Source organism: Actinomycetota bacterium, assembly GCA_019347675.1.
GTDB lineage: Bacteria > Actinomycetota > Nitriliruptoria > Nitriliruptorales > JAHWKO01 > JAHWKW01.
The window spans coordinates 150,221-171,270 of record JAHWKW010000003.1; the positions used below are offsets into that span (position 1 = coordinate 150,221).

General features: G+C 75.0%; 16 protein-coding genes and 1 riboswitch. Of the genes, 1 reads left to right on the forward strand and 15 read right to left on the reverse strand.

Features of this window, described 5'->3' with window-relative positions; all coding sequences use genetic code 11:
* Window positions 1-42 precede the first annotated feature (42 nt).
* The 14 genes from cbiE to KY462_03140 all read right to left on the reverse strand — a co-directional run bounded on the left by cbiE (window position 43) and on the right by KY462_03140 (window position 17,789).
* The gene (gene cbiE / locus KY462_03075) at window positions 43-1,257 is read right to left on the reverse strand and encodes a precorrin-6y C5,15-methyltransferase (decarboxylating) subunit CbiE (protein ID MBW3576720.1); all 1,215 of its coding nucleotides are present in this window, start codon (window positions 1,255-1,257) and stop codon (window positions 43-45) included.
* Window positions 1,254-2,435, reverse strand: a complete 1,182-nt coding sequence (locus KY462_03080) for a cobalt-precorrin-5B (C(1))-methyltransferase (protein ID MBW3576721.1) — start codon at window positions 2,433-2,435, stop codon at window positions 1,254-1,256. Before KY462_03080 ends, cbiE begins: the two co-directional genes overlap by 4 nt.
* Window positions 2,432-3,214: a precorrin-4 C(11)-methyltransferase gene (gene cobM, locus KY462_03085; protein MBW3576722.1), complete on the reverse strand. Its 783-nt coding sequence runs from the start codon at window positions 3,212-3,214 to the stop codon at window positions 2,432-2,434. Before cobM ends, KY462_03080 begins: the two co-directional genes overlap by 4 nt.
* Window positions 3,211-4,809 carry a uroporphyrinogen-III C-methyltransferase gene (gene cobA / locus KY462_03090; GenBank protein MBW3576723.1) on the reverse strand — a complete coding sequence of 533 codons (1,599 nt, stop codon included), beginning with the start codon at window positions 4,807-4,809 and terminating at the stop codon, window positions 3,211-3,213. Before cobA ends, cobM begins: the two co-directional genes overlap by 4 nt.
* On the reverse strand, window positions 4,806-5,522 hold the full coding sequence (cobI, locus tag KY462_03095; protein MBW3576724.1) for a precorrin-2 C(20)-methyltransferase: 717 nt from the start codon (window positions 5,520-5,522) through the stop codon (window positions 4,806-4,808). Before cobI ends, cobA begins: the two co-directional genes overlap by 4 nt.
* A 282-nt stretch (window positions 5,523-5,804) precedes the next feature.
* A complete protein-coding gene (locus tag KY462_03100) occupies window positions 5,805-7,196 on the reverse strand; it encodes a cobyrinate a,c-diamide synthase (GenBank protein MBW3576725.1) in 1,392 nt (463 codons plus the stop codon).
* A 13-nt stretch (window positions 7,197-7,209) separates the two neighbouring features.
* On the reverse strand, window positions 7,210-7,779 hold the full coding sequence (gene cobO, locus KY462_03105; protein ID MBW3576726.1) for a cob(I)yrinic acid a,c-diamide adenosyltransferase: 570 nt from the start codon (window positions 7,777-7,779) through the stop codon (window positions 7,210-7,212).
* A gap of 35 nt (window positions 7,780-7,814) precedes the next feature.
* The gene (locus KY462_03110; protein ID MBW3576727.1) at window positions 7,815-9,923 is read right to left on the reverse strand and encodes a VWA domain-containing protein; all 2,109 of its coding nucleotides are present in this window, start codon (window positions 9,921-9,923) and stop codon (window positions 7,815-7,817) included.
* An 8-nt stretch (window positions 9,924-9,931) separates the two neighbouring features.
* Window positions 9,932-13,744, reverse strand: coding sequence for a cobaltochelatase subunit CobN (gene cobN, locus KY462_03115; GenBank protein ID MBW3576728.1), 3,813 nt, complete (start codon window positions 13,742-13,744; stop codon window positions 9,932-9,934).
* 17 nt (window positions 13,745-13,761) lie between these two features.
* Window positions 13,762-15,309: a cobyric acid synthase gene (locus KY462_03120; GenBank protein MBW3576729.1), complete on the reverse strand. Its 1,548-nt coding sequence runs from the start codon at window positions 15,307-15,309 to the stop codon at window positions 13,762-13,764.
* Window positions 15,306-16,247, reverse strand: coding sequence for a cobalamin biosynthesis protein (locus tag KY462_03125; GenBank protein MBW3576730.1), 942 nt, complete (start codon window positions 16,245-16,247; stop codon window positions 15,306-15,308). Before KY462_03125 ends, KY462_03120 begins: the two co-directional genes overlap by 4 nt.
* Entirely contained in the window at window positions 16,244-16,867 is a 624-nt protein-coding gene (locus KY462_03130) for a histidine phosphatase family protein (protein ID MBW3576731.1), read from the reverse strand. The genes KY462_03125 and KY462_03130 overlap by 4 nt, the downstream gene beginning before the upstream one ends.
* Complete coding sequence (locus KY462_03135; GenBank protein MBW3576732.1) at window positions 16,864-17,580, reverse strand: CbtA family protein; 717 nt, start codon at window positions 17,578-17,580, stop codon at window positions 16,864-16,866. Before KY462_03135 ends, KY462_03130 begins: the two co-directional genes overlap by 4 nt.
* 23 nt (window positions 17,581-17,603) lie before the next feature.
* Window positions 17,604-17,789 (reverse strand): CbtB-domain containing protein, encoded by a 186-nt coding sequence (locus KY462_03140; GenBank protein MBW3576733.1) that lies wholly within the window; start codon window positions 17,787-17,789, stop codon window positions 17,604-17,606.
* Window positions 17,790-17,834: 45 nt separating this feature from the next.
* Window positions 17,835-17,978, reverse strand: a riboswitch (cobalamin riboswitch).
* 196 nt (window positions 17,979-18,174) lie between these two features.
* On the opposite strand from KY462_03140, the gene KY462_03145 reads away from it, so the two are divergent.
* A complete protein-coding gene (locus KY462_03145; protein ID MBW3576734.1) occupies window positions 18,175-18,990 on the forward strand; it encodes an aldo/keto reductase in 816 nt (271 codons plus the stop codon).
* A 47-nt stretch (window positions 18,991-19,037) separates the two neighbouring features.
* Here KY462_03145 and KY462_03150 read toward each other — a convergent pair whose 3' ends face one another.
* On the reverse strand, window positions 19,038-20,966 hold the full coding sequence (locus tag KY462_03150) for a hypothetical protein (protein ID MBW3576735.1): 1,929 nt from the start codon (window positions 20,964-20,966) through the stop codon (window positions 19,038-19,040).
* Window positions 20,967-21,050: the final 84 nt, after the last annotated feature.

A 21,050-nucleotide genomic window follows, 5' to 3' on the forward strand; every position in this document is an offset into this window, starting at 1 on the left:
CTGTGGTGGCCGCCACCACGCCGATCCTGTGCCCGTCGCCGGTCACGGCCTGCGCCCCACGACCACGAACACGGGGTTGGTGGCGGCCAGGCGGTGGCCGGCGCCAAGGGGCACGACGTCCGCGGCCTGCAGCATGCGGGCCCGCGCCGACCAGCGACCGTCGTGGAACGCCGCCAAGGTCGGTCCGACCCGTTCGACGGTGGCCAGCGACACCACGACGGCGCGGCGTGTCCGGGCCAGGACAACGTCGAGGATGGCGCCGAGGTCCGTCCCACCTCCGCCGACGAACACCGCGTCGGGGTCGGGCAGGTCGGTGAGGGCGGCGGGGGCCGCGCCGGACACGACCCTGACGGCGACGTCGAACACGGCCGCGTTCTTGCGGACCAGTGCACAGGCGTGCGGGTCGCGGTCCACCGCGATGACCGCTGCGCCGAACCGGGCGCATTCGATCCCCACCGATCCGCTACCGGCGCCCACGTCCCACAGGAGGTCGCCGGTGGCGGGCGCCAGCTCCGCCAGCGCGGCAGCGCGGACCTCGGTCTTCGAGATCATGCCGTCGCGGTAGGCGAACGCGTCGGCGTCGAGCGCCCACCGGCTGGGTACGGCCCGTGGCGGGTGCAGCACCGGCCGGGGGCCGACCAGCGGTCGTCGCGGGTCGAGCACCACGACGACGTTGGGGTCGGTCCAGGTCGTGGCCGCGGCCGTGACCGTGTCGACCTCGACGAGGCGGGCGTCGGGCTCCCCCAACCGCTCGGCGACGACCAGGGTGCGTTCCACGCCCGTGTCCACGAGCGCGCTGGCCAGGTCGGCGGGTGAGAACCGGGGGCTGGTCAGCACCGCGACCTTGGGGTGAGCCAGGCAGGCGTGGACAGCAACGGTCGGGTCGCGACCGTGTGCGCTGGCGACGACCGCGTCGTCCCAGGGCAGGCCCGCAGCGGCGAACGCGGCAGCGACGCTCGACACCGCCGGGAGCACGCGGAGCCGTTCGCGGCCGAACCGGGTTGCCAGCGCCCGCACGATCCCGAAGAAGCCCGGATCGCCGGACGCGAGGACCACCACGGGGCCGGCTGCTGCCGCCACCGCCGCAAGCCCCGGCTGCAGATCACCGGTCAGCTCCACCGTGGCGATCCCAGGCGGTGCCCAGCGCGCCAGGTGCCGGGCACCGCCCACCACCAGCGTGGCACCGGGCAGGGCCTCTTCCCCGCCGCCGGCCAGCCCACCGGGTCCGACGCCCACCACGGTCACCGGGGCGGTCATCGGCCACCCCCCCGCTCGCCGAGCGGCGCGTGGCGGCTGGCCCCGACCGGCTCGAGCGTGTCGAAGTCGACGAGTACGGCGTGGACGTTCAGCCGGTCCCGGGACCAGGCGCGCAGGTTGTCGGCGACCTGGGCGCACAGCAGGTCCGCGACGCCAGCGGCGATCCCCGCCTGCGCCCACAGCTCGTAGGCGTGACGGGCGGTGTTGGCCGCGCGGACGTCCGCGACGAGGCTGCGGTCACCGCCGGCCCGGGCGGTGACGGCGGCGAGGACGTCGGTGTCCACCCGCGAGCGCGTCCAGTGGGTCATCATGATCCCCGCGGCGAGCTTGGTCAGCTTCCCCGCCATCCCCACGAACACGACCTCGCCGACGCCGCGGTCGACGGCCCGGTCGACGGCGTTCCCGGAGAAGTCGCCGACCTCGACGAAGCAGACCTCGTGCAGGTGGGGCAGCAGCCGCCGCGCCGCACGTTCGGTCCGCCCGCCGGTGGTGAGCACGCAGGTGCGCTCCCCTTGCGCGGCCATCACGTCGACGGCCTGGAGCACCGACGCCCGCCACGACGCGGTGGAGAACGGGCGGACGATCCCGGTGGTGCCCAGGATCGAGATGCCACCGACGATCCCCAGCCGGGGGTTGGTGGTGCGCCGCGCCAGCTGGTCCCCGCCGGGGACGCTGACGGTGACGTCGACACCGCGCGTCTGCGGGTCGGTGACCTCCCCGATCGCCGCGCCGATCATCCGGCGCGGCACCGGGTTGATCGCCGGCCCGCCGACGTCGAGTCCCAGACCCGGTTTGGTGACGGTGCCCACGCCGGGTCCCGACCGCAGGTGCACGCCAGGTCCTGCGGCCCACCGCACGGTGACGGTCAGGTGGGCGCCGTCGGTGACGTCGGGGTCGTCGCCGGCGTCCTTGATCACGACCGTCTCCCAGCCATCGCCCGCCCGCGTGCAGCGCGCGAGGGGGAAGGTGACGCGCCGCCCCGACGGCAGCGCGACCTCCACCGACGCCTGCGTGAGGCCGGAGACCAGCGCGGCGACCGCGGCCTTCGCCGCGGCGGAGGTGCACGTCCCGGTGGTCCACCCGGTGCGCAGCGCCCCGGTGCGGACCTTGGCGGTGCGGGGCAGGTCGGGTTCGCGGAGCGCCCCGCGGACGTCGACGTCGCGGCGGGCCGGCGTCACGGGGTGACCTGCCGGTGCGGGCGGAAGCTGTGGGTGAACCCGGGCGAGTACAGCTGGCTGCGGGTGCCGCCCCGCTCCAGGGCCGGACCGACCAGGACCAGCGTGTGGCGGTGCAGGCCGGCGGCGCGGACGGTGGCGGCGAGCTGGTCGAGATCGCAGCGGCGGATCAGCTGCTCCGGCCAGGTGGCGCGGTACACCACCGCGCACGGCGTGTGCGGCGGGTACCCACCCGACAGCAGCTCCTGCTGGAGGCGGTGCGGTCGGGCGGCGGAGAGGAACAACGCCATGGTGGTGCCGTGCCGGGCGAACGCGGCGACGTCCTCGCCGGGCGGCATCGGCGTGTGCGTCGCCAGCCGGGTGATCACCACCGACTGCGCCACCTCGGGGATGGTCAGCTCGCGCCCGACCGCCGCTGCGGCGGCGGCCAGCGACGACACGCCCGGGACGATCTCCCACGCCAGGCCGAGATCGGCGCAACGATCGATCTGCTCCTGGATCGCCCCGTACAGGCTGGGGTCACCCGAGTGGATGCGGGCCACCACCTCGCCGCGCTGCGCCGCGACCGCGTAGCGGTCCAGGACCTGCTCGAGGGTCAGGGTCGACGAGTCGAGCACCTGCGCGTCGGGACGGACGTGGCCGAGCACGTCAGGGTGGACCAGGCTCGCCGCCCAGATCACCACGTCCGCTCCGGCGATGACCTGCGCGGCGCGGAGCGTGAGCAGGTCCGCGGCGCCCGGACCGGCACCCACGAACCAGACCTTCCCCCGACCGGCCGTCACGGGCGGTCCTCCACCGGCAACAGCGGCCGGGGCCCGTCGCTGACGTTGTTCGCACCAGGCTGCGATCGCGCCGCCTCGATCACCGCGGCGACGAGCGCGTCGAGATCGGGCTCGGCCGCCTCGGCCGCGACCGTCAACCCGGCCTCTCGGGCGGCACGCGTGGTGTGCGCCCCGATCGTGGCGGCGGCGACCCGGGTGGTGGCGTCGCCCAGCAGCCTCGCCAGGCCGGTGGCGGCGGTGGACGACGCCACGGCCGCCAGCAACGGCATGCCGTCCTGCACCTCCCGGCGGAGCCGGTCAGGGACATCGGTGACCGCGACGAGTGCGTAGGCGGTGACCACGACCGGGTGGAAGGTGGCCAGCGGCCCGGGATCGCCCGGGTCGGCTGCCAGCACGAGCGTGCCGCCGCGATCGTCGAGCTCGGCGAGGCGACGGGCGAGCTGGTCGAGGTCGGCGCCGGTGACGTCGGCGCGGATCGCCAGGCGATCACCCAGGGCGCGGACCGCGCCGCGCCCCACGGCAGCGACCCGGACGCCGGCCAGGGCCCGGGCGTCCAGCCCCGCTGCCGCGAGCGCGTCCGCCAGCGCGGTGACGGCGGGAGGTCCCGACGCCACCAGCGTGGCGTACGCCCCGGCGGCCAGGTCACGGGCCGCAGCGTGCAACCCGGCGGTGTCGCCGGGCCCGGGCCGGGCGACCTGGACCTCCAGGGGCTCTCCGCCGGCCGACCGGATCCGTGCGGCCAGCGCCGACGGACGGTGCAGGGTCCGGGGTACCAGCACCGTCCGGCCCATCAGCGGCAGATCCTCGCGGCCGCCGATGCCGCCACGCAGCCGGACCACGTCGCCGATGACCGCGACCGCGGGAGGTCGCAAGCCGCGCCGCTGCACCTCGGCGGCGATCGTGGCCAGCGTGCCCTCGACCGTCTCCTGCCGGGCGGTGGTCCCCCAGCGAACCAGCGCCACCGGGGTGTCGGCGGGCTTGCCGTGCGAGATCAGCGCGGCGGCGAAGGCCCGGACCTGCCCAACGCCCATCAGGACCACCACCGTGCCGGGGAAGTCGGCCAGGAGCGCGTGGTCGACGCTCCCCGACGACTCGGCGGGATCCTCGTGGCCGGTGACCACCGCGAATCCCGACGCGACCGTGCGGTGGGTGAGCGGGATGCCCGCCGCTGCCGGGACCGCCACCGCCGAGGTGACGCCGGACACGACCTCGACCGCGACGCCGTGCGCGCGGCAGGCCGCGGCCTCCTCCCCGCCCCGTCCGAACACGAACGGGTCGCCGCCCTTGAGGCGCACCACCGCATCACCGGCCCGGGCGCGTGACACCAGAAGGTCATCGACCGCGGCCCGGCTCAGGCCCTGCTCGCCCGACCGCTTCCCGACGCAGATCAGCTCCGCGTCGGGTGGCGCGAGCCGCAGCGCCTCGGCGGGGGCGAGCCGGTCGTACGCGACCAGGTCACAGGTGGACAGCACGACCGCCGCCCGGAGCGTCAACAGGCCGGGGTCGCCGGGACCCCCACCGACCAGGTAGACGGTGCCGGGCCGGGCCGGCGGGCCCCCGAGGCCGTCGATCAGCGCCTGCAGAGCGACGGTCACCGGTCGGCCTGCCGGGGGCGGGTGACGATGACGGTGGCCAGGTACGGGGCGGAGCCCGTCGGGAGATCACCGCGACCGCGGACGTCCTGACCCTCGAGGCCCAGCCGCGCCCCGTACACCGCGTGAGCCTCCCGGCCGGTCGCGGCGAGGATCGAGCGGACCGCCGGCAGGCGACGCCCGCCCTTGTAGCACACGACCGTGTCGAAGCTGTCCAGCGCGTGGCGCAGGGGCGCCTCCCCGGCCGTGAACGGCAGGAGGGCCAACTGCTCGTCGCCTTCGACCAGCACGGTCCCCGACCGGGCCGCCAGGTCCTGCATCGCGGTGATCCCCGGGACGGTGACGATCTCGGCGTCCGGGACGCGCTGGCGGACGGCCCGGGCCAGCCGCGTGAACGTCGAGTAGACGTTGGGGTCGCCGATCGTCGCGAACGCCGCGTCTGCCCCCGTCGCCAGCGTGGCGGCGACCGCGGCGGCGGCCGCGGCCCACGACTCGGCCCGCGCCTGCGGGTCGGGGTCGAGGGCGAACACCAGCCGGCGCAGCGGCGTGCCGTGGGTGACGTGGGCACGGACCACACGTTCGGCGTACCCGATCTCGTCGGCGGCGGCGACCGGGACGAAGACCGCATCGGCGCTGCGCAGCGCCGCCCGACCCTTGAACGTCAGCAGCTCCGGATCGCCCGGCCCGACGCCGACGCCGACCAGTCGCCCGCTCACGGGTACACCTCCGTCGCGGTCTTAGGAGACCTAAGACCGCTCCTCTCGCGCCGCTCCTGTGGAGCGTCGCTCACGGGGTACACCTCCGTCGCGGTCTTAGGAGACCTAAGACCGCTCCTCTCGCGCCGCTCCTGTGGAGCGTCGCTCACGGGGTACACCTCCGTCGCGGTCTCAGGAGACCGAAGACCGCTCCTCTCGCGCCGCTCCTGGATCCGTACCGGCTCGGTCTTAGGCGACCTAAGACCCTCTCCGGTTGGTGGAGCCCCGCTCACGTGGAAACGCTCACGTGGCGACCTTCCGGCGCGACACGGCCCCGGCGGCTGCGACCAGCGCAGTGGGCAGCTCCGGGTTGGCGGTCCAGTGCGGGTGCAGGTAGCTGGCGTGCAGCGTCGGGCCGGCGAACCCCTCGCTGTCGCCGTCGCCCAGCCGCCAGGCGGGGGAACCCCCGGCGCGGGGCGTGACCACGGTGCGGTGGAACGCGTGTGCCCGGACCGGGGTCCCAGCTGGCCCCAGCGGCGAATCCGAACCGGTGGTGGCCTCGTGGTAGCCGAGCGTGAGGCGCTCGCCCCAGGAGGCGTCGGCGTCGACCACGCCGCACATGACGCGGCCCTCCAGGCGGCCGCACAGGTACAGCAGCCCGCCGCATTCGGCCACGATCGGGCGGCGCGAGACCGCCAGCCCCGCGACCGACGCCCGCAGCCGACCGTTGCCGGCCAGCTCCTCGACGTGTTCCTCGGGGAAGCCCCCGCCGAGGTACAGGGCGGCGGTCCCGTCGGGGAGCGACTCGTCGTGGGTCGGGTCGAAGGTGGCGACGTCGCCTCCCGCGGCGCGGAGCAGCTCGCGGTGCTCCTCGTAGACGAACGTGAACGCCGGTCCGTCGGCGACCGCGACGACCGGTCGTCCGCGCACCGTCCGCCCGGCGACGGCCGCGTCCGCGGACCACGCCCGCTTCCTCAGAGCCCGGGCGGTGCGGGCGGTGCGGACAACCGCGTCGAGGTCGACCCCCTCGGTGACCGCCGCACCCAGCGCTGCCACCGTGGCGGCGGCCGCCTGGCCACGTTCCCGGGCGGGGATCAACCCCAGGTGGCGGGCGGGGGTGACCAACCGGTCGTCGCGGCGCAACACCCCGAGCACCGGGACCCCCAGCGGTTGGAGGGCCTCACGCAGCAGCTGCTCGTGGCTTTGCGATCCGACCCGGTTGAGGATCACCCCGGCGAGGTCGATCTCGGAGTCGAAGGTCGCGAAGCCGTGCACCTCGGCGGCCACCGACCGTGACGCCGCGGAGGCGTCCACGACCAGCACCACCGGGGTGGCGGTGAGGCGGGCGACGTGTGCCGTGGAGGCCTCGTCGCCACTGCCGCGGCCGTCGAACAGGCCCATCACGCCTTCGATCACGGCCAGGTCGGCGCCGGCGGCGCCGTGGGACAGCAGCCGCGGGATCAGGTCGGCCCCGCTCAGGAACGCGTCGAGGTTGCGGGGCGGGCGGCCGGTGGCCAGCGCGTGGTAGCTGGGATCGATGAAGTCGGGGCCGACCTTGTGGCCCGACACGCGCAAGCCCCGTGCGGCCAGCGCTGCCATCAGACCGACCGCGACGCTGGTCTTGCCCACGCCCGATCGGGTCCCGGCGACCACGACGCGAGGCAGCTTCACGAGCGTCCCACCGTGCGCGCGCATGGGCTGGGCAGCCTCACCATTCGATCCCCTTCTGGCCGCGGAAGCCGGCGTCGAACGGGTGCTTGAGTTTGCGCATCTCGGTGGCGAGGTCGGCGACGTCGAGCAGCGGCGGTGGCGCGTCGCGGCCGGTGACCACCACGTGCTGGAAGCCCGGGCGTGAGGTCAGCACGTCGACCACCTCGCCGGTGTCCACCCAGCCGAACGTCATCGGGTAGGTGAACTCGTCGAGGAGCAGGAACGTGTAGCGCTCGTCGGCGAGGCAGCGTTTGGCCTCCTCCCAGCCCTCACGGGCCAGCGCGGCCGAGCCCTCCAGGTCGCGCGACGTCCACGTCCAGCCGTCGCCCATCTTGAACCAGTCGATCCCCTCCAGCTTCCGGGCGGCGGCCTCCTCGCCCACGCGCCACTTCCCCGACTTCACGAACTGGAACACCCCGCACGGCCAGCCCTGATGCCAGGCCCGCAGCAGCAGCCCGAACGCGGCGGTGGACTTGCCCTTGCCGTGACCGGTGTGGACGATCAGCAGCGGTCGTTCGCGCTTGCGGCGTCGTGGCCGTTCCTCGGCGGTGGTGGCCGGCTGGGTCATCGACGTCTCCTTGGGGCGTCTCCTTGGGGCGGCCACTAGGCGGCCGGGCGGAGCCGGCGAACCATGGCGACCAGTGGCGCGGCGGCCAGCTCCTCCAGCGTCAGGCAGGCCATCCCCAGCGCGGCCGCCAGCTGTGCCGCCAGCCCCAGGCGGACCACGCCATCCTCGGTGTCGACCACCACGCCGGCCACGCCACGGGCGGTCATCGTGCGGCCGGCGACCTGCGCTTCCGCGACCGGGTCCAAGCCACCGACGGCTGCGTTGGCACGGCCGTCGGTCATCGCCACCAGCAGCGGCCGGTGACGGGGGTTGCGGAGGCGCTCGCCCGCGATCACCTGACCGGCGCGGGCCAGGCCCGCCGCCAGGGGCGTGCGCCCGCCGGTGGGCAGGTCCGACAGGCCACGGTCGGCCAGCTCCACCGACGACGTCGGCGCGACGACGAGCGTCGCGTCGCCGCCGCGGAAGCTGATCAGCGCGACCTTGTCGCGGCGCTGGTAGGCGTCGAGGAGGAGCGAGCGCACCGCGCCTTTCACCTCGACCATCCGTCGACGGGCCGCCATCGAGCCCGAGGCGTCGATGACCACGACGATCAGGTTGCCTTCGCGGCCTTCACGCACGGGCGTGTGCACATCGTCGGGGCGGACGACCATGGGGTTGTGGCGGCCGCGGCCGCGGGCGTGCTGGTGGGGGGCGGCGGCGCGGATCGTGGCGGCGATGGCGAGGTCATGGTCGCCGGGGCCGGCGGGGCGGGCGCCCACGGCCGAGCCGCGCTGGCCGCGGGCGGGGCTGCGCCGTCCCAGCGCCCCGGCTCCGACGCCGGGTGCGGTGAGCAGCAGGGGTCGGAACGCCGCCCCCGGCGCGAACAGCTGGTCGTCGCCGTCGTCGCCGGGCGGACCGCCGCCTGTTGCCGCGCGAGCGACCCGACCGTCGCCGTCGTCGCCGGGCGGGCCGCCACCTGTTTCTGCGCGAGCGACCCGACCGCTGCCGTCGTCGCCGGGCACACCGCCGCCTCCCTCTCCGCGGTCGCCGGCGGCGCTGCCCCGATCCCCGTTGGACCCAGCCCCAGCCGGCGGCGGCGCCGGGGCCGGGGGCCGCGACCCGCCGTTGGATCCCCCCCCGGGCGGTTGTGGCTCGCTGCCACCGTCCAGCGCCCGGTCCAACGCGTCCTCGTCGAGGCCGGGTGCCTCGAACGGCTGCCGGCGCCGACGGTGGGGCAACGCCAGCAGGGCGGCGCGGCGGACGTCGTCGCGGCTGACCTCGCTGCGGCCTTCCCACGCGGCGATCGCCCGGGCTGCCTTGGCCACGACGATGTCGGCGCGGAGCCCGTCGACGTCGAACGCGGCGCAGACCCCCACGGCCCGGTCCAGTTCGCGTTCCGGGAGGCTGACCGCGCCCAGCAGCTGCCGGGCGGCGACGACCCGACGTGCCGTCGCGGCCTCCTGAAGGTCGTAGCGGCGCGCGAACCCGGCCGGGTCCGCCTCGTAGGACAGCCGGCGGCGGACGACCTCCGACCGTGCCCCCGGGTCGCGGGGGGCGGTGACCTCGACGGCCAGGCCGAAGCGGTCCAGCAGCTGGGGGCGGAGCTCGCCCTCCTCGGGGTTCATCGTCCCCACCAGGAGGAACCGGGCGGCGTGACGCACCGAGATCCCCTCGCGTTCGACGTGCGCGACGCCCATGGCCGCGGCGTCCAGGAGGAGGTCGACCAGGTGGTCGCTCAGGAGGTTGACCTCATCGACGTAGAGGATGCCCCGGTTGGCTGCGGCCAGGAGGCCGGGCTCGAATGCGCGGGCGCCGGCGGCCAGGGCCCGCTCGAGGTCGATCGAGCCGGCGACGCGGTCCTCGGTCGCGCCGACCGGGAGCTCCACCAGCCGGGCGGGGACCACCGTGACGTCGACTCCGGCGGCGTGCGGACCCGCGGGGCAGGTCGGGAACGGCGCGGCGGGGTCGCAGGCGTACCGACAGCCGTCGACCTGCTCGACGGGTGGGAGCAGCGCCGCCAGTGCCCGGACCGCGGTGGATTTGGCGGTGCCCTTGTGGCCGCGGACCAGGACCCCGCCGATCGCGGGGTCCACGGCGTTCAGCAGCAGGGCGAGCTTGAGGTCGTCCTGGCCGACGAGCGCGGAGAACGGGAACGGGGCGTGCACGGCGGTGGTCACGGGGCGTCCTCGGTGCGGTCCTCCAGCGCGGCCTCGCACGCCAGGTAGGCGGCGCGCAGCTGCGCGAGCGTGTCGTCACGTGGCTGGGCCCACAGACGCCGGTCCGCGGCCTCCAGCAACCGCTCGGTCATGGCCCGCAGGGCCCAGGGGTTGGACCGCTCGAGGAAGGCCCGGGTATCGGCGTCGAACACGTAGCGGGCCGCGACCGTCTCGTACATCCAGTCGTGGACCACCCCGGCGGTGGCGTCGTAGCCGAACATGTAGTCGACGGTCGCCGTGAGTTCGAACGCGCCCTTGTAGCCGTGGCCCATCATGGCCGCGATCCAGCGGGGGTTGGCGACCCGCGCGCGGAAGATCCGGTTGGTCTCCTCCTGCAAGGACCGGGTCGCGGGACGTGCGGGGTCGGTGTCGTCGCCGATGTAGGCCCGTGGCGCGACGCCGGTCAGCGCCCGGATCGTTGCGACCATGCCGCCGTGCTCCTGGAAGTAGTCGTCGGAGTCGAGGATGTCGTGCTCCCGCGTGTCGATGTTCTTCACCGCCACCGCGACGCGCGACAGGTTGGTCTCCAGGTCGTCGCGGGCGGGCGCCCCGTCAAGCCCCTCGCCGTACGCGTACCCTCCCCACACGGCGTACACCTCGGCCAGGTCGGAGACGTCGCGCCAGTTGCGCGCGTCGATCAGCGGCAGCAGCCCCGCACCGTACGCGCCGGGCTTCGCGCCGAACACCCGGGTGGTGGCCCGCCGCCAGGCCCGGTCGTCGCCCTCGCCGGCGGCGGCCAGGCGTGCACGGTCGGCGCGGGCGTGCTTGGCCACGAAGTTGTCCTCGTCGGCCTCGTCCAGGCTGGCGACCAGCTGCACGGCCCGGTCCAGAAGCGACACCAGGTTGGGGAAGGCGTCGCGGAAGAACCCGCTGACCCGGACGGTCACGTCGATGCGGGGCCGGGCCAGCTCGTCGAGCTCGATCACCGCCAGGTCGACCACGCGACGGGTCTCGTCGTCCCACACCGGGCGGACGCCGAGCAGCGACAGGATCTCGGCGATGTCGTCGCCGTGGGTGCGCATGTTCGCGGTGCCCCACACCACGATCCCGACCGTCTCGGGCACCGTCCCGTCGTCGGCCACGGCCCGCGCCAGCAGGTCGGACGCCAGGCGCTGGCCGACCTGCCACGACAGGCGCGTGGGGATGGACTTGGGGTCGACCGAGTAGAAGTTCTTCCCGGTGGGCAGCACGTCGAGCCGGCCGCGGGTCGGCGACCCCGACGGGCCCGCTTCCAGGTAGTGGCCGTCGAGCCCGGCCACGAGGCGGTCGAGCTCGCGGCGGCAGGCCACCACCCGCGGGACCACCTGGGTACAGGTGAAGCGCAGCACGTCGGCCAGGCTGGCGTCGGGTCGGCCCAGCACGTCGGCGACGACCGCGTCGACGGCTGCGGTCTCCCAGTCCTTGGCGTGGAGTCGCTCCAGGAGCGCGTCGACGAGGGCTTCGATCCGGTCGAGGAGGTCGCTGCCGGTGCGCCCGGGACCCGGACTGGCCGCCACCAGCGCGTCGCGGCCCGCCCCGGCGGCGACCGGCTCGCCCGGCGCGTCCAGCAGGGCCCGTTCGTCGAGGTGGAAGACGGCGGCGACCGCAGCCCGCAGCCCCGGTACGTCACCGTGGGGCAGACGGAGGATGGCGCGGACCAGCCCGCGCAGCTGCTCACCTCGAGGCGGCGCTCCCAGGACGTGCAGACCGCCGCGGACCTGCAGGTCCTTGATCTCGCACAGGTACCCGTCGACGTGGGTGATCAGCTCGCCGAACCTGTCGGCGTCCGGTGGGCTGTCGGCGCCGAGGTCACGGGCGATCTCGGTGGCCTGGAGCAGCTCCCAGACCTGCGCCCGGAGGGCGGGGAGCTTGGCCGGGTCCAGCAGTTCGATCTCGGCGTACTCGTCGAGAAGCTGCTCGAGGCGGCGCAGATCGTCGTAGGCCTCGGCCCGCATCTGCGGTGGGACCAGATGGTCGACGATGGTGGCGTGCGCGCGGCGCTTGGCCTGGGTGCCCTCGCCGGGGTCGTTGACCACGAACGGGTAGAACAGCGGCGTGTCCCCGAGGGCGGCGTCGGGGCCACACGTCGCCGACAGGCCCACGCCCTTGCCGGGGAGCCACTCGAGCGTGCCGTGCTTGCCGACGTGCACGACCGCGTCGGCGGCGAACTCGCGGGTGAGCCACCAGTACACCGCCAGGTAGTGGTGGGTGGGGGCCAGCGCCGGGTCGTGGTAGATCGCGACCGGGTTGGCACCGAAGCCGCGGGGTGGCTGGATGGCGACCACGACGTTGCCCAGGCGCAGCGCGGCCACCGCCAGGTGCCGCCCGTCGGGCGTGACGAACAGCTCGCCGGGCGGCGGACCCCACGCCTGCTGCACCGCCGACTGCAGGTCGGCGGGCAGGTCGCGGAACCAACGCGTGTAGCGGTCGACGTCGAGGCGGGCGCCGAGGCGGGACAGCTGAGCCTCCGTGAGGAACTCCTCGTCGAAGCCTCCCGCGTCGATCAGGGTGTGGATCAGCGCGTCGCCGTCGGAGATCTGGTCGCTACCGCTGGCGCTACTTGAGCGACGAGGGACGAGACGCTCATCGACGTCGCCCAGGTCGTACCCGGCGTCGCGGAGCGCGGACAGGATCCGCACCGTCGAGGCGGGGGTGTCCAGCCCGACCCCGTTCCCCACCCGGCTGTGGCGGGTGGGGTAGTTGGACAGCACCACCGCGACCCGCTTGTCGGCGTTGGGCACCCGCCGCAACCGCGCGTGGTTGACCGCCAGACCGGCGACGCGGACGGCACGTTCGCGGTCGGGCACGTACGCGACCACCGGCCCACCGACCGTGTCACGACCAGCGGGGACCTCCTCCTTGAACGAGAACGGCACGCCGATCACCCGCCCGTCGAACTCCGGCAGGGCGATCTGCATGGCGGTGTCGAGCGGGGACAGCCCGGAGTCCGAGTCCGACCAGCGTTGACGGTCGACGGTCGCGACCAGGCCCTGCACGACCGGGACACCGAGGTCGCGGAGCGCGGGGACCTCCCAGCCGCCCGAATCATCTGCTCCCGTCGAGCCACCCATCGCCAGGACGGTCACCACCAGCGCGTCGGGGACCACTCCGACGTCACGCAGGTGGTCCAGCGCCGCGACCCGCCGGTCGAGCTCGGGGCGGAGCGAATAGCAGTACAGGCCGACGGCGTTGGCTCCGCGGTCCTCGATCGCCGCCAGGAGCGCGTCGACGAACGCGACGTTCCCGCTGGTCAGGTGCGAACGGTAGAAGACGACCACCACCGTGGGTCGGTCGGGGTTCAGGCGTCGGGCCGCGGCGGCGTCGTCGGGCGCGTGCGGGTGGTACAGCCCGAAAGGCGGGACCGGCCGGGGCGGGTCGAAGCCGAACCCCTCCACCAGGATCATGTCGGCGACGAAGCGGAGCAGGTTCGCGGTGTTGTCGACGCCGCCGAGCCGCAGGTACTCGAAGGCGTCGGCGACCACCGACGACGGCGCGGTCGAGGCGGCGGTGAGCTCGGCATCCGGGGCGTCCTCGCCGCCGAACGCCAGCAACGGGATCCGCCGGTCGGCGCAGCGCTCCCGCAGCCGGTCGAACAGCTCCGGGAACGCCGACCGGCCACCCAGCAGCCGGACCAGGACCACGCCCGCACCCGCGGTTGCGTCGTCGATCCACCGGCCGGTCGTGTCCTGCGGGGCGCGGGCGGGGTTGAGCGCCCGGACCTGGGGGAACCCCGCCGGCAGGAGCGCCACCGCTTCGGCCACTGCCAGGATCTCGGTGTCGGCTGTCGTCAGCAGCACGATCGTGGTGGTCACGCGGGGCTCCCCGTGTGGGCCACCCCGGCGGGGGGGACGACCGGGAGACCGGGTGGTGCGCCGTGGGTGATCAGCTCGGCGACGGCGGTGGTGTCCAGGTGGTCGCCGATCAGGTCGCCGAGGCGGTCGAGACGCTCCTCGCGGACCGCGGCGAACGGGCGGGGCCCCGGCCGCCACGTCCGTCCGGTTGCGGCGGCGACCCAGGCCAGCAGCGCGCGGCGGAACGCGTCGCACTCCAGCGCCCCGTGCCAGGACGTCCCGGCGACGGCCCCGGCCACGCAGCCCTCGTCGCGGCCGTCGGTGTGGCGCAGGAACGGCTCGCCGCCGTGGACGGCGACGCGGCCGTGGCGGATCTCGTAACCGTCCACCGCCACGCCGCCGAGGAACGGGGCCGTCCCGGCGGGGCGGCCGACGACCTTGTCGGGTGCAAACGCCGTGTCGACCGGGAGGAGACCAAGGCCGGCCACCTCGCCCCGCCGGGACTCGACGTGGTCGACGATGCGGTCGCCGAGCAGCTGGTACCCGCCGCAGACACCCAGGATCGGGCGGCCGGCGCGCGCCCGCTGTCGCAACACCCGGTCGAGGCCGGTGCGCCGCACCCAGGCGAGGTCGTCGACCGTGGCTTTGGTCCCCGGTACCACGACCAGGTCCGCGCGGGCCACCACCGCGGCGCTGGCGGTGAAGCGGACGGCGACACCCGGCTCGGCCGCGAGCGGGTCGGCGTCGGTGAAGTTGCTGATGCGTGGCAGGCGCACCACCGCCACGTCGAGCTGGCCGTCGGGGTCGTCCGGCGCTTCGCCGGTGCGGTCCCACCCGGCGGCGTCGAGCGCGAGCGAGTCCTCGACGTCGAGCCACAGGCCGTCGCGGTGAGGCAGCACCCCGAGAACCGGGCGCCCCGTCAGGCCGCGCAGCTGCTCGAGCCCGGCCGCCAGCACCCGGGGGTCGCCCCGGAACCGGTTGATCACGAACCCGGCGACGTGCGCCTGGTCGGCAGCGTCGAGCAGCGCGACCGTCCCGTGCAGCGCCGCGAAGACCCCGCCACGGTCCACGTCGCCGACGACCACGACCGGCAGGTCCCCCGTCCGGGCCAGGCCCAGGTTGGCCAGGTCCCCGGCGCGGAGGTTGATCTCGGCGGCGCTGCCGGCGCCCTCGCAGACGACCACGTCGAACCGGGCGCGCAGGTCCGCCAACGCATCCGCCACGACCGGGAGGAGCTCGCCGCAGCGGCGGCGGTAGGAGCGTGCGTCGACGTCGAACGCGGGCCGGCCGAGCACCACGACCTGGCTGTGGCGTTCCCCGGTCGGTTTGATCAGGATCGGGTTCATCGCGGCTTCGGGCGGCACCCGCGCCGCGGCGGCCTGCGCGGCCTGTGCGCGGCCGATCTCGGCCCCGTCGGCGGTGACCGCCGCGTTGAGGGCCATGTTCTGGGCCTTGAACGGGGCGACGGACACGCCCCGGCGGTGCAGCCAGCGGCACAGGCCCGCCACCACGACGCTCTTGCCGACATCCGAGCCGGTCCCACATACCAGCAGCGCGCCTCTCACCGCTGGTCCGTCCACGCCAGCGCCGCGGCGGCGATGCCGGCAGCGACCGCCCCGACCGCGCGCGACAGGCGGATCGCGCGGTGGACGTCGTCGACACCCGGGGTGGTGCCGTCTCCGATCCGAGGCCGGGCCACCATCTGGCCGTGGTAGGCCACCACGTCACCTCCGAGCACGATCTCGAGGGCGCCGGCGAACGCGGCCTCGACCGGACCGGCATTGGGGCTGGCGTGGACGCGCCCGTCGCGACGCAGCACCCGCCAGGCACGGCACGGATGGCCGCCGACCGCGGGGGCGAGCCCCACCGCCAGGACGGCCGTGAGCCGGGCGGGGACCGCGTTGAGCAGGTCGTCGAGGCGGGCGGCGGCCCACCCGAACCGGGCGTAGCGACCGTCGCGGTACCCGACCATCGCGTCGAGGGTGTTGGCCGCCCGGTGCGCGACGACCCCGGCCGGACCGGCGACCGCTGCCCACGCCAGCACCCCCACGACCGCGTCGGAGGTGTTCTCCGCGACCGACTCGACGGTGGCGCGGACCAGCCCGTCCGCGTCCAGCACGTCGGCGTCACGGCTGACCAGAGCGCGGACGCGGGTGCGCGCCGTGGGAAGGTCGCCGGCGTCGACCGCGGCGGCCACGGCGCGGGCCTCGCGGGCCAGCGACCGTCCGCCCAGGGCCGCCCAGGTCGCAGCGGCGGCGAACGCGGTCCCGGCCAGCGGCCGGGCGCGAAGCGCCCGGTGAGTGAGCGCCGCCGCGGCGGTGACCGCACCGACCAGCCCCCCGGTGTGCACCGCACCGGCCAGCCGCCGCGGCCGGTAGGTCCGCCGCTCCAACGCCAGGGCCGCCCGCCCGAAGCCGGCCACGGGGTGGTAGCGGGCCGGGTCTCCCACCAGCAGGTCGGCGGTGTACCCGGCGACGACGCCGGCGGCGGCCGGGGCGCTCACGGGGCGGTCCTGACCACGGCCGCGGTGCTCGTCGGGCGGTGCTGACCGCCGGGGCGCCCCGGACGGTTGACCCCGGCCACCGTCCAGCCACCGTCGCTCCGCGGGCGCAGTTCGGTCACCGAGCACGGAGCGACGTCCACGCGCCACACGGCCGCCAGCGGGGCGCCGAGCGCGTGCACCACCGCGGCCTTGATCGGCCCGCCGTGCGTGAAGCAGACCGCTTGACGGTCGCGCAGGCGCGCCAGCAGCCGCGCCACACGTCTCATGAGGTCCGCGATCGACTCGCCGCCCGGCGGGGCGGCGTCCGGCTCGGTGAGCCACCGGCGCAGCGCGGCCGGGTCCTCGCGGCCCACGTCGTCCAGGCGTCGCCCCGCCCACGCCCCGAAGTCGGCCTCGCCCAGGTCGGGGTCCCGGGTCGCGTCGGCGTACCCCGCGAGGACTGCGGTCTCGACGGCGCGCGCGGCGGGGCTGACCAGCGCCTCGATCGCCGGGAGCATCCCGGCCAGCGCGGCCGCCTGCTGGCGTCCCCGCGGGTCCAGTGGCTCGTCCGCGGCGAACACGCCGCGGCGGGTCGCTGCGGTCGGGGCGTGGCGCACCAGCAGGACGCGGGCGCCGATCATGACGGCGCCTCGGACGCATGCTCGCTGAGCAGCCCGAAGACCACCGCGGTGCCCGCCCACAGGACCAGCTGCGTGGCGAGCGCCGCCAGCCGGAAGTCCCACAGCAGGGCCGCGGGGACCCCGGTGGGCTCCGCTCCGGCGGGCAGCGCCCACACCCCGGCGAAGCCGACGCCGGCGGCGCTCGCCGTCAGCAGCTGGCGGGACACGTGAGGCACCCCGCGCACGCGCAGTCGGCGGGCCAGCTGCCACGCCGCGACAACCACCGCCAGTGACACCCCGACCGCGAGGAGGTACCAGCCGGTGCGGCCGGAGACGGTGGCCGGGTCGCCGACCGCGGGGGGGTTCGGCGGGTACTTCAGCGACGGCATCAACGCCACCCCGACGTACGCGGCCGCCCCGACCTGCAGCGACGCCGTCCAGCCGCTCGAGGTGGTGAGCTTCGGGCGGACCGCCCAGAACACCAGACCGAACAGGCCACCCGCCGTCACCCCGACCAGTCCGGTCGCGACGATCAGGCCGGCCTCCTGCACGCTGCGGCCGACCGCGACGACGTCGCCGCCGGGGGGCTGCTCGGCGTTGGCCTGCTCGAGGTGGACGGCGTCACGCAACGGTGGCTCGCCGACCACGAACGCGACCACGGCGGCGACGAGCCCGGCCAGGAGCCCAGCTGCCAGCCCCCGGCGCAGGTTCGCGGTCAACGCCGCCGGTGTCACCTCGGATCCGCTGCGGCGAGCGGTCAGTGGCAGGGGACGCCGAGCAGGTGGCGCGCGTCGTGGAAGACCTCGTGCAGAAGTGGGCTCCCGCCGGTCAGCGCCCCCTGCTCGAACAGCACCGCGTACACCGCGAACAGGGCGGCCGCCGCCACGAGCGCGATCCGCCACGACATGCCGGCGAGCGCGCCGGAAAGGAGGTGGGTGTGCATCCGTCGTCCTTCGTGGGATCCTCGTCCCGTCGGTCTGGCGACGCGCAGTCTCCTGGCTCCCGGATCGACGCTGGCCTCCGGCCTTCCCGGATCTCTCCAGTGGCCGTTCGTCGGGCGCCTGTCGGCGCCCCGGAGGGTCGCTCCCCGGTCACAGTGGCGGGACCGCCGCGGGCTCACACCGCGTTCCTGCCGCTGTCGCCGTGCGCGCGCACCCTAGTCGAGGCCGCCGGGCGCTGTCGCGACCTGATCCCGGGGGGGCGCGCCACGGTCGCCGTCACCGACATGGCCGCTCCTGGTCGCGCTCCCCGAACGGTCGTGGACGGCTCGCCTCACGCGTGCGCGACGCCCGTAGCGTCGTCCTCCGGCGACGAAAAGGCATCCAGCGATGGAGCACGTCGAGGTGCAGGGGGTAGCGGTCCCCGCCCTCGGGTTCGGCACCTGGCAGTTGAAGGGCCGCGCCTGCTACGAGGGTGTCCGCCACGCGTTGGAGCTCGGCTACCGCCACATCGACACGGCCCAGATGTACGACAACGAGCATGAGGTCGGCCGGGCACTGCGCGACGCCGACGTGGACCGCGACGAGATCTTCGTGGTCACCAAGATCCCGCCGCGCAACCTGTGGCCCCGCGACGTTCACCGCAGCCACGACGCCAGCCTGCAGGCGCTGGGCACCGACGACGTCGACCTGCTGTTGATCCACTGGCCCACCCGGTCGGTCCCGCTGGGAGCGACGCTCGAGGCGATGCGCGAGCTGCGCGACCAGGGCAAGGCACGCCACCTGGGGGTCAGCAACTTCACCCCCACCCTGGTCGACGAGGCGCTGGAGCACGCCGCGATCGTCTGCAACCAGGTCGAGTACCACCCGTACCTGGACCAGGGGTCGCTCGTGGAGCAGGCCGTCGAGCGCGACCTGGTGCTCACGGCCTACTCACCGCTGGCCAAGGGCCGCGTCCTCGATGACCCGACGCTGGAGGAGATCGCCCAGGTCCACGGCAAGACGCCGGCGCAGGTCACGCTGCGCTGGCTGATCCAGCAGCCCAACGTCGCCGTGATCCCCCGCTCGTCGGACCGCGCACACCGTGCCGAGAACGTCGATGTGTGGGACTTCGGGCTCAGCGACGACGAGATGCAGCGGATCGACGCGCTGCAACGCGGACAGCGCCTGATCGATCCGGGGTTCGCACCCGAGTGGGAGACCTGAACCTGCACGGCGGCGCGGCGGCCGACGGCCCGGCGAGGGCGGCCGGGTCACGCCGTCCGTCGTGACACGTAGTCGCGGACGATGAAGCCGCCCAGTTGGTCGCCGCTGCTCTGGAAGATCTGCCCACCGGTCAGCTGCGCCAAGCGATCAGCGAAGGCCACCAGCCGTGGGTCGTCCTCGAGCAGGAAGACGTGCAGCGCGATGCCCGACCGCGCCAGTCGCAGCGCCTCCCGCAAGGTCCGTTCGAGGGTCTCGCGTACCGGCGGCCAGTTGAACACCGCGGTGTCGCCGTCCAGGTGCGCGGTGGGTTCACCGTCCGTCACCATGATGACCTGCTTGACCGGCCGTGGATCGTCGTTGAGCAGGCGGCGTGCGAGCAGGAACGCGTGGTGCATGTTTGTCCCGTACACCCGGTCGGAGGCGGCCGCTCCGAGGTCCGCGGGCTGCATCCGCCGGGCGTAGTCGGAGAAACCGACCAGGTACAGCGAGTCCTGGCGGTAGGTGCCCTCGATCAGGGCGTGCAGGGCCAGCGCCATCCGTTTGGCGGGGACGAAGTGGCCTCGCAGCGGCATCGAGAACGACAGGTCCAGCAGCAGCGCGGTGGCGGTGCGGGGTCGGACCTCAAGCTCGGCCACCTCGAAGTCGTCGGGTGACAGCGACACCCGCGCACCGGGTGGACGATCCGCTGTCGAGCGCAGCACAGCGTTGGCGATCGTGGGCTGCACCGCGATCGGCTCGCGGTCACCGAACCTCCACCGGCGGGTCTGGCCGGTGGTCTCCGCCTCGGCGCCGACGGCGCGGATCGCGGTGTGGCGACGGATCCGGTGCATCAGGTGGGTCAGGGCACGCTGTCCCAGGATCCGCGCGCCCCGCGGCGTGAGCTCCAGGCGCCCCGCCCGCCGCTGGAGCACGCCGGCCTCCTCCAGCGCACGCTCCACCCGGCGCAGCCGGCGCAGGTCGTCTCCGGCGTCGTCGCCAAGGTGACGGCGCAGGGCGTCCTCGTCGACGTCTTCGAGGCTCGCGCCGGCGTACTCACCGGCGAGTTGGCGGTCGAGGTCCTCCAGCTCGCCCAGCCGCTCGAAGGCGTCCACCGCGCCCGACAGCGGCACCGGGTCGCCGGGTCCGCCGGGCGACGCCTGGTCCCACGGCAGGTTCGGCAGCAAGCTGCGCAGCTGCTGCTGGAGCTGGCTGAACTGGAACGCCAGGTCGAGGTCCTCGAGGACCGCGCGTGACAGCTCCTCGAGCTCGCGGCGCTGCTGGGGCGTCATGCTGGCCAACAGCCGGCTCATCGCCGCCATCCGCCGCGCGAGCATCTCCAGCAGCGCGTCGAGGTCGGCGGGGCGCTCGGGGAAGAACCGCCCGTGGCGCTCCAGGAACTGGTCGAGGTCGGGGTCCTCCCCGCGGGTCCGCGCAGCGAGGAGCGCGTTGAGGTCGGCCAGCATCGCGGCGAAGGCGGCGACGTCCTCGGGTGTGAGGTCACGCAACGCGCCGGAGAGCTGCCGGAAGTAGCTGTCGAGCACCTGCCGGCGCAGGTCGTCGACCAGCTGCGCGAACCGCGCGGCCGCGACCTCAGACCGGAACCGGTGGTCGGCCAGCTCGGCGATCGCTTCCCCCAGGGCGTGCGGGAGCTCGCCCAGGCGGAGCTCGGCGAACCGGGCGTCCGGGGAGTCGTCGGCTGCGAGCGCGTCGCGCTCCAGCGCGACGATCCCGTCGAGGCGGTCGCGCAGCTCCGCCAGGGCCCCCCCCGGATCGATGCTCCCCTCCAGCCGCTGACGGGCGTCGCCCAACCGCCGGCGCAGCTCGTCCAGGCCACGCAGCTCCCCGTCGACGCCGCGGCGCAGCAACCGGCGCAGCGCGACTTGTCCCCCGCGGCCCACCAGCAGGTCGTCAGCGAGTGCGTCGAGGACCTCACCGGCGTCGACGTCCTCGCCCAACGGGTCCTGGCTGCCGTCCCAGCGGCGGTAACGGGCGCGCATGCGTTCCAGCGTAGTGGCCGCCGGCGGGAGAGCCGGGGCGGTGGCCTGGAGACGTTGTGTGCCGCGCTGGGTGTGCCGCGCCGG

Coding starts and splice junctions, on each gene's coding strand:
- cbiE (MBW3576720.1), bottom strand. CDS start 1,257: ATGACCGCCCCGGTGACCGTGGTGGGCGTCGGACCCGGTGGGCTGGCC.
- KY462_03100 (MBW3576725.1), bottom strand. CDS start 7,196: ATGCGCGCGCACGGTGGGACGCTCGTGAAGCTGCCTCGCGTCGTGGTC.
- cobO (MBW3576726.1), bottom strand. CDS start 7,779: ATGACCCAGCCGGCCACCACCGCCGAGGAACGGCCACGACGCCGCAAG.
- KY462_03130 (MBW3576731.1), bottom strand. CDS start 16,867: ATGATCGGCGCCCGCGTCCTGCTGGTGCGCCACGCCCCGACCGCAGCG.
- KY462_03140 (MBW3576733.1), bottom strand. CDS start 17,789: ATGCACACCCACCTCCTTTCCGGCGCGCTCGCCGGCATGTCGTGGCGG.
- KY462_03145 (MBW3576734.1), top strand. CDS start 18,175: ATGGAGCACGTCGAGGTGCAGGGGGTAGCGGTCCCCGCCCTCGGGTTC.
- KY462_03150 (MBW3576735.1), bottom strand. CDS start 20,966: ATGCGCGCCCGTTACCGCCGCTGGGACGGCAGCCAGGACCCGTTGGGC.